6 protein-coding genes are annotated in these 13,754 nt (G+C 51.0%); all 6 read left to right on the forward strand.

Annotation, left to right across the window (positions count from 1 at the left end; genetic code table 11):
- Positions 1–105: 105 nt before the first annotated feature.
- On the forward strand, positions 106–1,230 hold the full coding sequence (locus tag AMR74_RS17530; protein ID WP_077152346.1) for a DNA cytosine methyltransferase: 1,125 nt from the start codon (positions 106–108) through the stop codon (positions 1,228–1,230).
- A gap of 200 nt (positions 1,231–1,430) precedes the next feature.
- Complete coding sequence (locus AMR74_RS18665; protein WP_139043014.1) at positions 1,431–5,006, forward strand: hypothetical protein; 3,576 nt, start codon at positions 1,431–1,433, stop codon at positions 5,004–5,006.
- A gap of 85 nt (positions 5,007–5,091) precedes the next feature.
- On the forward strand, positions 5,092–8,820 hold the full coding sequence (locus tag AMR74_RS14765) for a helicase-related protein (RefSeq protein WP_053772823.1): 3,729 nt from the start codon (positions 5,092–5,094) through the stop codon (positions 8,818–8,820).
- Between the two features lies 1 nt (position 8,821).
- Positions 8,822–10,705 carry a DUF1998 domain-containing protein gene (locus AMR74_RS14770; RefSeq protein WP_205625963.1) on the forward strand — a complete coding sequence of 628 codons (1,884 nt, stop codon included), beginning with the start codon at positions 8,822–8,824 and terminating at the stop codon, positions 10,703–10,705.
- Positions 10,702–11,607: a phospholipase D-like domain-containing protein gene (locus AMR74_RS18225; protein WP_082356893.1), complete on the forward strand. Its 906-nt coding sequence runs from the start codon at positions 10,702–10,704 to the stop codon at positions 11,605–11,607. The genes AMR74_RS14770 and AMR74_RS18225 overlap by 4 nt, the downstream gene beginning before the upstream one ends.
- Before the next feature lie 75 nt (positions 11,608–11,682).
- A complete protein-coding gene (locus AMR74_RS17540; RefSeq protein ID WP_082356894.1) occupies positions 11,683–13,569 on the forward strand; it encodes a pentapeptide repeat-containing protein in 1,887 nt (628 codons plus the stop codon).
- The last annotated feature ends 185 nt before the right edge of the window (positions 13,570–13,754 follow it).

Here is a 13,754-nt window from a genome sequence, read left to right on the forward strand (position 1 = left end):
GAGCGCCGGTCTGGACAGAGGCTGTTTTATGATAGGTTCGTATATAATCGCTTGGAATTATTTCAAGGGAAACTATTTTGACCTGGTATACCGGAATCAGAGGTAATGAATTGTGTCGATCTCTTCGCAGGTGCTGGAGGTTTTTCTTACGGATTTCGTCAAGCGAATTTTAACATTCTCGGCGCGGTCGACCGCAGCGAACCCGCACTCAAAACTTACCAACACAACCTCCCAAAAATACCCACAGTCAAAACCGACCTGCAGGAAACTAGCCCCTCGGGGCTTCTTGAACAGGTTGAATTCACACCGGCAGACGTTGACGTTGTGATTGGTGGCCCACCGTGTAAAGGATTTTCTACCGCCGGCAAAATGGATCCTGGAAATCCGAAAAACTCGCTCGTCGCCAACTACATTAATATCGTCTCAACTCTGTCCCCTGACGTTGTAGTGATGGAGAACGTCACGGGGATTCTATCTATGGAAGGCGGTGAATACAAGGAACGAATAATTAGCGCGCTCCGCGATGATGGATACAACATCTCTGATAAGCCAGCCGTGTTGAACGCGGCTAACTTCGGGGTTCCTCAGCGTCGTGAGCGAGTATTTTTTATTGCGGGAAAGGAGGAGATGGTTGATTTGCCTTCTCCAACCCACTATGATCCGGAGAGCCCTGCAAGCGATCGGCCTGCTGAGGCGACTAAACCATGGATTTCACTGAACGATGCAATCGGGGATTTGGCATTCCTTGAATACGGTGAAACAGCTCAACAGTACCGAGGTCCGCCACAGTCAGAATACCAGAGCACGATGCGTGAAGGAGGATCCGAAAAGCCGCCGAACCACAAGGCGACGAACCACCAACAGCGAGTCCGGGAGCGATTTAGACAGCTGGCTCCGGGCGAGTCAGGTGATGATCTGCCCGAGGAATACCAGACGAAGAAACATTCACTGCAGCGTTGGCATCCAGACAAGCCCGCACCAACCGTCACGACATTGCCGGATGACTTCGTTCACTACGAGCAACCGCGGATTCCGACAGTTAGGGAGTTAGCTCGGCTTCAGTCGTTCCCCGACTGGTTCGAGTTTAAGGGACCACGCACAACAGGGGGAAAGCAACGCCAACATACTGTTCCCCAGTATAGTCAAGTAGGGAACGCAGTTCCTCCCCGATTAGCTAAGAAGATAGGTGAAACTGTGCGGACCCACTTGCAGACTACCGTTCCCGCCTGAGGATGTCTGTACCCAAATTCAGTCAGAAGAATATATTATGATTGCCAGATTTGATGGTCTTAATTACCTAACGACGGAGCACAGTACACGGTGCTATGGATCGCCCGCGAACAGTCAGCTCTGACGATTCTCCCGTGATAACCCACAACCGGACAACTCAAGACCAGTTCTCCGCGCAGGAACCAATGTAACACAGAGAAATGTGTGAATCTCCTCCGTGTGCTAGCGATATTGCGACAGCGTTCGAGGATCTCGACACCAGATGGAACGCTGCGAGCCGAATCAACAATGAGACTCCCGAAGACTTTGATCTCGTCTGTGTCGACACGCTCGTCAGCACACTCTCTAATTATGTCGGGGACAAGAACCGACTAACACGCCTCCAAGCCTGGGAGCTCCTCGAAGCTCTCGCCAAGTGGTATCCTGTTCCGGTCGCAAACCACTTCCCAGCAATTATTGAGAATACAGAGTGTGACAGTGAGTCTGCTCCAGAAGAACTCTGCAATGTTCTCTTAAATCTCTCTAATACATCGGTAGACATCGCTCCACAGCTGTCGACGAAGCAAATCGGTCTCTTTGTGGATGCAGAACGTGCTGAGGTCCGGGCAGTTAGTGCACGCCTCCTCGGCGCAGAACCGACTCTCGAGAGCGTCGAACAACTTCTCGACATGGAAGGCTACGAAGTTCCAAAAGTCAAACGAGAAGCCACAAACTCGCTCAATAGGGTTCTGGAGACAGCCCTCGATTCGATCTCTACCAAGACTGATTCAGAAACAGGTGCTGAAGAAGCACGTGTAATCCGACACTTGGCGAGACGCCGACCATCGGTCATCTCGACTCACGAGGAGAAGCTTTTTGAGCTCCTCAACACCGAGACCGGGGACGTAGCGGCAGACGCACTTCAATACGTTCTCACATCTCCAGCAGTTGATACAGAACGCACAATTAATCGCTTAATCAACATTGTAGATATTCAGCCAGAGGAGAGCCATTCGAACCGAAGGGCTGCCGAACATGCGCTCTCAGCCCTCGTGCAAGCTGATGTAGGCGAGGAGGAGGTAACGGGGTTCGTCCAACAACTCAGTAAATGGCTCGATAGTGAAGACGCGGCTCTCAGGGAACATGCAATTAGACAATTTGAAACCTTGGTCAAAGGTTTCCCGAGTGCGGTCGAGTCCGAGCTCTCGAAGTTGTCCGAACTTGCAACCGACGAATCCAGCCGGCATGCTGACTTAGCAAGCGATCTCGTTACCAGATACAGCAAATCCCAAAGCCATAGTGCGGAATCCTACGTCGCAGAAATTCTCAATGCCAACAAAGAATATACAGCTGTCGGGGCGCTTACCGAGCTAACCGATACGCTACTTTACCGGGAACCCGGAACAACGAGCCTGAAACCTCTTCAATTGGACGGCTTTACGCGACAAGCAATCGAGAACATTCGATACGCTGTTGAACGTTCTCGAGATGTGCCGCTGATATGGCCAGTATATGCCCCTAAACTGTCTCTTCTCGTTGCCCTCGAATTCCTATTTAAGAATCTAGAAGGGGGAGAAGATGTCGTGATATTTTCGCCGGGGGGCTCGAAGCACTGGGGGAACAAAGGCGAGCTTCGAGAAGAATACAGCCACTATGCTATTGATACGGGTACTAATGGGGAACAGCAGACAGTCTTACTCCCGGACTTTATCCCTCATGCCAGTATCACTGGCGGAAGTGTAACTGAGCAAAGTGGCGGCGATACTGAGACGCGTCTGGTATTAACAAAGGATCTTGATGAGCTACGGGTGCTGGAGGAGCCTGGCTGTATTCTTATGAATCTTACTTCGCGAACCAAATCAGCGTACGAAGCCAAGATTGACGAGATAATAGAAGAATTCGCTGGATCTCCCGTACTCCCAGTCTATTCGAATTATACCAAACATGAGTTCGAAGAACGACGGGCGCCTCGATATGGGCCTCCAAAGCAACTGGGGAATGTAGATACCCTTCCTGGAGTAGACGCGATAGAGCAAGCGGTTGAGACTGGAGTTCCAGAGAGTGCCAATACTCTGACGTCGTCTGGAACCAGAGGAAATATTACTAGTCTGTCAAGACAGGGGTCGATCATAATTTTCGGCGTGGATGATAATGGGGTGAGAGAGCAGCTGGAGCAAGGGTACGAGTTATCGGCTGAGCTACGAGAGTATGACTATAATCGTGCGGCGAGTCGCGTTTTCTCTCGGCAAATGATGTTTGAGCGGTTCCCGGTTCCATTAGACCGGTATAATGAGTGGGTGCGAAATCAACGAGACGGGTTCTTCGCACCTCGAACGACAGATACTCTTATCGATGATTTACAGGCACAAGGAGATCAAATGCATGGGACTGGGGCTGCGGGGCATCTGTTCGATGCTGCCGACAATCTCCGCAATGTATCGAGAGCGATGGGTGATGAGAATCCGCTGTATGATGCACTCACTGACCATCTGTCCGAGGCGTTAGAGTCGAACAAGACTGTGGCCGTGTTTATGCCGAAAGATACGTGGCGGCGAGCGGTACAATCGATACTTTTGTCGGAGGGAGTGATTTCAGAATCTGACATAGAATCTAGTCGAGTTACAATCACGAGTCCGGACAGAGCACGTGGCATCAGTAATCACGACGAAATGCTTATTGTTGGGCCACAGCGGCCACAGTATGCTGGATTCTACTGTCATCCTGCTGTTGCGGAGACGACTGTGTTGATGTACCAGACGGATTGGTTGCCGATGGTTGAGAGTGACATTGAGCAGTTCTTTAGCCTCTTGAATGATGCTGCTCCGGGAACTGACTACAACCCGTACACACCACCGGATATAACCGTTGAACAGCAACCATCCTTAGCAGCAAAAGCCACGGAAGAGGCGGACGAAGAAGAGGTGTTGGCAGATCAGGTTGGAGCTCCAGAAGGCGCACCAGACGAGGGGGCACAAGCAGCATCTGGCGAGGCATCTGCGTCGACATCCGGGACCAGATCTACTGGGGTGGCAAAAGACGAGCTTGTGGCGCTATTCGATCAGGATCGGACTCGAGATTACGAGAGCGTTGGTGATAGATACGAAAGTGGAGGACAACGAGAATTCCGCATCAGGCTGAAATCAGGTGATGAGCCTGAGGCACGCCAGCGGGTTTTGCGAAAGCGGCCGAAGCCAGATAGTCAAGGGCGATATCACTGGGTGTCGCCAAGAAACCTGAATGAGGGAGAAGAAATCGTTGTGTTTGACGATGATGTGGAGCGCCGGTTATGGGATGAATGGTTGGATAAAGTCTACGATGCTGAACTTAGTGAGACAGGGGCTTTCGAGGATATCAACACGTGGTATGCTGCCTTGGAAGAGATTCTTGAACGAATGATGAAGGAGACAGATGCGGAGGAGCAAGTATCGGCTGTTGTCCGTCAGAGCATTCTAGCGGTAACTAATGATATCGACCGAGAGCAAGCGACTGTGTGGCGGTGGTTCAAGTCCGTAGCTGAGGCGGATGATGTACTAGATTTGGCGCAATCGCCCTCGTTGACAATTGGGCCACAGCAGGCAACAGACATCGATTCAATCGGCGAGATTTTCAACCGCGATGAATTGACTGGCGAACGGGCGCTCGAAATTGAGGAGAGTATGCGTCGAGTTCGTGCAGAAAACGCCAGCCAGGGTCATAAATTCCGAGCACACATCAAGGAGCAAATGAATTCACTAGATGCCTCTGAATTACACGAGGCGGCGTCAATCCAAGTGGTTGAGTCTGTGAGTGAACTGTAAACAGATTAGTCCTTGGATCTCAGTATCTATGTTGTTTTGATCGGTTAATTAACTTTATCTCCCTTCTCCTCATCGGACTTATATCATGTACCAACGGTTCGATTCGATCCCGCCACGAACCGCACCAGAATATACTCGACCACCAGATGACACCTACGATACAGGGGGTGATCTAGATTTTCGGCGGCATCAGGCAATTAATAAGGTTATCACGAAGAAGCTGATCAATCGCATCACAGGGCGGGGAGACGCGCAAAAGCGGCTATATGGCGTCAATCCAAAAGTTCGGTACTTCGCGGCCAAACTCGCAAATCAATACGACTACCAGAAAGAGCAGGCGACGAGCACTGGCGAGGATGAGGAAGATGCGAGCAATATCACGAAGAATATCTCACCCTTCTCAACAGGCCTGAAAATTAAAATTGATCCCCAGAAGTTCGAGCAGGCAATCAAAATCAAGCCGTCAACAAAGCTATTCTACAAGCGGTTCCCCACGTATCAAGAACAACTCGATCATAGCGATATCGAGGATAATACTCGGGGCGAAGAGGATCTACCTGAGGTTACACCAGGAATTGAAACCGACGGCGGTCACGATACTTCATCTTTCTCTGAATCTCAGCCACTAGTAGATGTGTATGAGCGCCTCGAACCATCATTTGATCCAATTGAAATTTCACCGGCTGAGCTCAGGAATGCAGCTGATACAGGTGCAGAAATAACTGAACCACTTGTCGAGGGATTGGAAGGAGCAAAACAGGAATATCGTGGGAAAGACCGGGCAATACGGGAACCTGCTGCGGATCTCGGATATAACGAAGGAGAGTCAGTGCCACCGTCAGCTCTGGAGTCGGAAACCGTCTTCGAGGAATACCTTCAGGAAACCTTTCCAGGGAGTCTGAAATCGGCACTCTGGGAGGCGGAAATCCGGATTGAGGTTGACAGACGCGATGATGGTCTTTTTGCGGTTACAATTACTATGATGAACACTCATGGGGAGGACTACGAAGCGGCCGTTGAAGGAGATGAAGAGTGGCAAACCCACTTGTTTGACGCGGAGTTGACTGTCGAGGCAGAGAGTCCAATTTTTGATCCATTCGAGTCAGAGAAGGTGAAAAAACGATACCAATATAACGGGAATATCTATGCTGTCGGCCAAAATTGTGCGGCTGAACCCGAGTCAAACCGGGCTGTGACTACTATCCGAACTAACCCCGTTCCAGTCTATGAACAGCCGAAGTATGTATCCCGTGAAACAGTTCCAGCGCCATTTAGCAAGCTGGCAGATGGCGAATTCGAGGAAGTTCTGGGCCTCATCGAGAAAGAGATGGAAGTTGCCCACGAGCAGTACAAGGACATCCGTGAGGATGTGTTGGCTGGAGCGCGGGATGAGGCTGAAGAAGAGTACGAGGAGATGTTGGAAGAGTTTGCGACGGAGAGGGAGAGGTTTGTACGCGGGAAAGAGTTGTTGTTGAACCCGTCCAATGAGGACATTCGAATTGCGTTCAAAGCGTTGAACGAGGCATTCGATACGCTTGGGGAGGAGTACGAGGATTGGCGACTTTTCCAGATTATTTATATCGTGATGTCGATTCCCGATATCGTTGCTCAGGCGGAGCCTGAGCGCGATATCGATGACTGGTTGGGGACCTGTGACATGATTTTCTTCCCGACAGGGGGTGGAAAGACCGAGGCATATCTTGGACTAGTTACATTTACGGCGTTCTTGGATCGACTTCGTGGGAAAGAGTATGGAGTTACGGCGATGACGAAGTTCCCACTTCGGCTCCTTTCCCTCCAGCAGTTGCAACGTATTGCAGATCTCCTGTGTAACGCGGAGGCCATCCGACGAGATCATCCAAAGATGGAAGGAGACAAATTTAGTGTTGGTTACTTCGTTGGCGACGACAACACGCCCAACAATCTAATTGACGGGGATGATGGGACGAACTTCGTTCGATTGGCGAGAGAAAGCGAAGAGCACCAGCAAAAGTGGTTAACTGTTCCCGAGTGCCCGTTCTGCAACGAAGACACTGTGGAAGTTACCGGAGATCTGGATCGAATGCGTATCATCCACCAGTGTACCAATCCAGACTGTAATGAAGTCGAACGACAGGATGGTGAGGTTGCTGAACTTCCGATCTATATTACGGACAATGAGATCTACCGGTATGCGCCGACATTCATCGTCAGTACGATCGACAAAATTGCTGTGATCGGACAAAATCGGCGAGCAAGGGGAATGCTGGGGCAAATGAAGAATCGGTGCCCCGAACACGGTTACACTCCGGAGGAGGGATGTCTGGTACGCGGTCACAATATGCCCGATGAGTTTGAATGTGATCGGTCTTCAAGATCATCGTTGGAATCTGTTGAGCCAGCGGATCCGCCGTCGATTCTTATCCAAGACGAACTCCACCTGTTACGTGAGGAGTTCGGGGCGTTTGATTCCCATTATGAAACACTAATTCAAGAGTTGATCCGCCAGTATACCGACGGTGAATGGGAGATGAAGGTAGTTGCTGCAACAGCAACGATCGAAGGGGCGGAAAATCAGGTTCGTTCCCTATACCGGAGTGAACCAAACAAATTCCCATCACAGGGTCCACGGCTGCGCCAGTCGTTCTATGCTTACGAGGATCCGCACCGACTTGGACGTCAAATGATTGGCGCAGTCCCAAGAGGGATCGGCCGAACACGCGGCATCAATATTGTCATCAGGGAATATGCCCGCATTGTTCAAGACTACGAAGCCGAGCCGGAATCCCTCTACGGTGATATTACGGAGATCGCTGAAGACGAAGTCAAAGGGTCACTCCAGTTCGCAGATACAGCTGTAGACCGGGAAGACGAGTTATTAGACGCACTCGACGATTACAAAGTCCAAGTTTCGTATAATATTGCAAAAAGTCAAAGCGACATTATCCAGCGGTCCATCGAAGGTATGGTCAATCGCCACCTCGATGCCTTCGACGGGCCGTATCACCGACTGAACCCGGTTTCAATGACGGGCGAGACGGACATGGAGCGGGTTAGAGAGGTGTTAGGCTATCTGGAAACGGACGATCCGGAGGAGGCAATTGACGTCGTCGTTGCGACAAGTATGATCTCTCACGGGGTGGACGTTGATCGGTTTAATTTCATCTCGTTCTTCGGGATGCCGAGACACACAGCGGAATACATTCAGGCATATTCACGGGTTGGACGGAAATACACTGGGTCCGTCTTCCTCCTCTTTAATTCGATCCGTGCTCGCGATCGATCACACTACGGTCGATTCCAGCATTACCATCGGTATCAGGATCTGCTCGTGGAGGCGACGCCACTGGAACGTTGGGCAGAATTCGCGATCGAGTGTACACTCCCGGGGGTCGTTGTGGGGATTCTCGTCCAGTATTACGATCTTCATCATGAGACCGAATACGAGAAACGAATCTACAATGTGGATGGGTTCCGGGCTGCGGTAAAGGCCGGGGACATCGAGAAGGAGGAACTACTCGAATTTGTGCTGCGGGCATACGATGTCGACGGGGCAGATGAGGATTCAGAGAGTGAGATCGGAGCACAACTCTATCAGGAGGCGATTGAGGACCGATTCGACGATATCTGGTACCGACTCAAGAATGCAGATCCCGAAATTCGGGATCCGCGAAACGCTGGGTTGAAGAAATATATCGGCAACATCCTCGAGGGCGAGGAGGACAGTGAACGCGGTCCAATGCGGAGTCTCCGGGATATTGACGAACAGATTCCTGTGGACCCAGGATTAGCGACCGAAGATCTTCTCGAGGACTTCTCGAGGGAGAATGAGTAGAATGTCCGAAGAAAATGGAGCCGAGATGGAGCGGGGAATCGCGCAAGTGATGCACGATATGGGGCCAGGAGCAGTCTTCAGCTTTGCGCGTAGCGGCATCACGATGAAGGTAGATGAATGGCGGGCAGAGCCTCTTGAGGGGATTGACTCGGGCCTTGTTGCAGATCATCTTGCTGGGCGAGTGGAAAGCTTCCGGAATGGGGATCAGCCGCCGTGGAGGGATATTCGTGACCGAGGAATGGATTTCTACCGTGTAACGAGTGTTTCTGGCGAGTTCTTCCCAACCACGGTAGTTTGTAAGGAATGTAACGCGGTCACGTATCGTGATACACCGAAGGGACTGCGACAAGTCGGTGGATCGTGTCCACGTGGAGATTGTAGTGGTGATCTACAACAGATTCAGTTTGTACTGGTCCACGACTGCGGGACAGTAACGAATCTCACACCGTCACCATGCGACTCATGTGAGGCCTTAGATCATATTTACCTGAAGCGAGGTGCCCCGGAAAGCCTCCGTACGTGGTCATTCCGGTGTGACCGCTGTCCCAGCCACAAGGAAGAATTATCGGGGTACTGTGAGGGGTGTGGAGACTATATTGGCGTTGCAACGCCGGTTGAATCTGGTTCCGTCTATTACGCCCAGCGTGACGCTATTGTCGAAATCCCCCCGATAGGTGTTAGTGAGGCGGATATTCCCTACGGAGAGGGGTGGGCAAGAGTCCTGATGGCCGCTCATCTCGAGAATCCGGATTTAGGTGCAGATGATATTCCGGTGGAGAAAGTCGCCGCTACCGAGGGGATCGATGAGGAGCAAATCGAGAACTACGTCGACAAACTCGGTGAGGAGAACCGAGAGATCGTGTTGGAGATGATTCGTGATCTCTCGCCCGGTGACGGATTCAGTCGGAATGCGGTCGTGGCGATGAATGAAAAAGACGTAACAGCGCCGGATGACCGGAACTGGCATACGCTGGTTGCGCATCAGCTCTTCGCCTATCTCCGTTGTACAAGGGGGTATCAGGGTGTAAGAGCGGATATCGAAGATGTCGATCGGCATCCGACTCCACGGTCACTTGATGAGTTTGTCGAGGATGACGACTTCGTAGAGAAGCATCCGGAAGCGAAATATTACCGAAAGAATCTTGAAACGCTCAACGTTTCGGATGCGTGGGTTGTGGACAATTTCCCCCTGCTGAATCTACTGTTCGGGTATACCCGTGATTCTCCATCTGCAGGCGAAACAGACCTCCAGCCCTTCGAACATCCGTATGATGATGAAACACTCGCGATATACGGTGACCGGTCACCGTCTGAAGCGATTGTACTGGAACTTGATCGGCGGGCGATTATCGAGTGGTTGCTTGAGAATAGCACCTTAGTCAAACGCGACGCACCAGATTTAAACGACGACCAAGCACTCAAGCAGTGGTTCCTCGAGAATGTGGATCCACGTGAAATCCAGAATCCATTCACGCCAATCGAGGATCCGATGACTGAGGACGTATACACACTGATTCACTCTATGAGTCACGCATTAATGAGCACCGCAAGCGAGCAGTGTGGCCTCGACCGAGACAGTATCTCAGAGTTGTTGCTCCCAAATGTCCCTGCAATAATTCTCTATGCCGAGAGTATGGAGCACTTCGCGCTTGGTGGAATGTTCACATTATTCAAAACTCAAATTAACGACTGGATCGCGGACACGAAAAAATTCGCGAGCGAGTGTATCTATGATCCGGCGTGTAAAAACGCTGAGGAGGCTGCAGAATGCCATGCCTGTATGCACGTGAGCGAGTTCACATGCGAATACTTCAACGAGAGCCTTGACAGGAACATGCTCGTGGGCTCCGAAGATCTCGACCCATTCTGGGACATGTCTATATGAGCAACAACTCAAATGACACCCAGCATCAGGTGGCATCGATAGATTACACGATCGCCACAGCAATCGACTCCCCTGATCGCATTCTCGCGATTAAACAGGCGATTGGTGGCTTCACGACGGAAACGCCGAAGATCACCAGACACGACATCAGTGAAAAGCTTGGAACCCAGAGTTCCCTGACAGAAACCGAAGCGGAAGCTATACTAGTCGGATTACTGCTGAATGATGTAGCAAAGAAAGCAGATTATGAATCACCGTTCGTCGATGCCACATTCAGGATCGACGTCCCGAACGCTGTCAAGATTCTCCACGAGCAAGCAGCGGCATGCAGTGCGCTAAATACAGTCGAACCCGATGAGAAATTGGCTGACTCAACGCCAGAGCTTGTCGTCACAAGTCCGCCGGATGTCGAGATCGAATTGCCAAGTCACGTGAGCCGGATTGCTACCCGCATCCGAGGACTACTGATAGAGGCCGAGGAAGAGGTCAGAGTCGCGAACCCGTATTTTGACCCGGGACAACAAGTTATCGAGGAGATCGCGCGTCTTCCACGGCGTGGCATTCAGACGCGCGTTTTAACCAGAGATGTTACTCCAGAAACGGATCGCCACACGGTTCTCAAATCTATCGCTGAGGACTTAGCGGACTCTGAGCAGGAGTTCTTCGAGGTAGCCGAGTTCTTCTCCACAGATAGCACAAGTGGAACACAAAAGTACGCCACTCACGCAAAAACCGTCATCGTAGATGATTCGAAGTGCTACCTCGGAAGTGCCAATTTGACCGTCACAAGCCTCACGACTAATTTCGAGATCGGAGTCCTACTCAAAGGCGATCAAGTTAGGGCCGTCCAACAATTGTTCGATGGAGTCTTTGAAGCAAGTACTACAGTCGATCTCACATAGCCGACGGCCAAAACACAGAACGGATCTACGACCGGCAGAGGATTCTTGACGTCTGCCCGAGACACCCAAAAACGAATGACTGTGTGGGTGCTCGACTGTAACACTGAAGAGAGAACTAGATGGATCGAAGAGAATGGAGCACAGCACCCAGAATACGATATTTCTGCGGATGACGAAATCTATCTCCATGATACTGAATCAGATCGTGTTTTCGGGACGTTCCAAGCCGTTGCCTCCTCCAAGAAGAGTGGTGAAAACGCTCAAGTTCGGTTCCTCCCAGAGGATGATGTCCAATATGTTACTCCGGGCGATATTAGCGAATCAATTGAATGCGGAAAGCAACCAGAGAGTATCGCGAAGACGATCAGACTCGCCTTCCGATTTCAGGGCGAACGATACGAGCCTCGCGAGGAACCCAGCACCGAGACTCCCGAAGAGGAAGAACATGGAGTGGGGAATGAGCAACCAGATGGCGAGGAGGGTGATTCGCTTGGTCAGTTGGTCACGAAAGGTCTAGATGTAACAGATCAAGACTTCTCCAGTGCTTCGTTGCCTGATGGGCAGCGAGTGGAGGGGGTAAGTTTCCGTGGATGTGACTTTTCTGATGCGGATCTCACAGGCGTTGAATTCGTGAGTGTGGATCTTCGTGATACAGACTTTCGGGACGCCAACTTATCTGGAGCAGAGTTCAAACAAGCCAAATTACATGGTGCCAACTTCACAGCCGCTGACCTATCGGAGGCCAGTTTTCAGACAGACGTGACAGCGTGCGAGTTTACAAGCGCCCAGTTGAGGGAAGCGGATTTCCGGAAGGCTACGTTGGAAGCAGCTGACTTCTCGGATGCCCGTCTGAAGCGGGCAAACTTCCGTGGAACTCATCCTCGTCGAGCTGTTTTTGATGAAGCTATTATGTCGAGTGTCCGCGTGAGTGGAGCAGTCTTTGACCGAGCGTCATTCCACGGGGCGTCTATGGCGAATACAGATTTTCACGATGCGGAATTTCATAACGTGGATTTTACGAATGCGGATTTGCGGAAATCAACGTTCACTGAGACAGTCTTAGATGACGCGGTTTTTAGAGAGGCCAATCTCGAGGGTACAGATTTCTCTGGTTTAGACGCAGAGAGTCCAGATTTCTCTAATGCTGATCTTGCTGGTTCGTTCCTCGACGGGGTTTCGTTTGAAGCCGCGAGATTTAATGAAGCTCGAATTAGCGGTACTTCCTTCGAGGATGCAGAGTTAGCTGGTGCATCGTTTGTCGGCGTGAAAGCAGACAGAGCCACCTTCGCGGGCGCAAATCTTGAATATGCCACATTTTCGCAGGCAGATTTGGTCGAGGCCGATTTCAGCGATGCCGCACTATATGGGACTCACCTCTCTTCTGCACGACTGGGGAAAGAAACAATATTTGATACTAAATGTGTTTATGAGGATAACGAGGCCGCGGATCAGGAAGGAGATACCGTTACTCCCGCCGAGAAAGCTGCGTCCGTTTATCGGACGCTCGAGTCAGTGACCCGAGAAAATGCGATGGGAGCAACTTCACTCCAGTATCTTTACCGGAAGAAAGAAGCGCGAAGACGCGCCCATCGCGATGAGGGATTATCACGGCGTATGGTCGGCTCTTATCTACAAAAATACCTGATCGGGTATGGGGTCCGCATCCGGTTTCTTCTCCTGTGGGCAGCAGCGGTGATCACCATCTCTGCCTGTGTCTATGGAATTTTTGGCTGGTTAACCCATGACTCGCTTGGCCAGCTCCAATTTGGAATGCCCGACCAATCACCCTTCCAGACCGCTGAATATACACTCCTCTTCAGCATTCTCGCGTTTACAGCGCTTAGTTACAGCAACTTCGACCCAACCGGTATTGGCGAATGGGTAGCTGTGTTTGAAGCCGGAGCTGGAATTCTTTTCTTTGCCCTCATCGTCTTCTCCGTCACGTTGCGGACTTCACGATAACGAATACACGGCGAAGAAAAGATTCAGATCAGTTCTACGTTGTCGAGCGTAATTGACGTCGTCGTTCCATTTATAAATATAATAGTTATAATAATGACATTACCGCCATCTACGACAGCTGTCGTGCCATCAAGCCGAGACCGACAACCACCGAGGGGGGCGTACCGAATGGGCCGTCGCTTATC

Origin of the sequence: Halorubrum tropicale (assembly GCF_001280455.1) — an archaeon.
Taxonomy (GTDB): Archaea; Halobacteriota; Halobacteria; order Halobacteriales; family Haloferacaceae; genus Halorubrum; species Halorubrum tropicale.

Coding starts and splice junctions, on each gene's coding strand:
- AMR74_RS17530 (WP_077152346.1), top strand. CDS start 106: ATGAATTGTGTCGATCTCTTCGCAGGTGCTGGAGGTTTTTCTTACGGA.
- AMR74_RS18665 (WP_139043014.1), top strand. CDS start 1,431: ATGTGTGAATCTCCTCCGTGTGCTAGCGATATTGCGACAGCGTTCGAG.
- AMR74_RS14765 (WP_053772823.1), top strand. CDS start 5,092: ATGTACCAACGGTTCGATTCGATCCCGCCACGAACCGCACCAGAATAT.
- AMR74_RS14770 (WP_205625963.1), top strand. CDS start 8,822: ATGTCCGAAGAAAATGGAGCCGAGATGGAGCGGGGAATCGCGCAAGTG.
- AMR74_RS18225 (WP_082356893.1), top strand. CDS start 10,702: ATGAGCAACAACTCAAATGACACCCAGCATCAGGTGGCATCGATAGAT.
- AMR74_RS17540 (WP_082356894.1), top strand. CDS start 11,683: ATGACTGTGTGGGTGCTCGACTGTAACACTGAAGAGAGAACTAGATGG.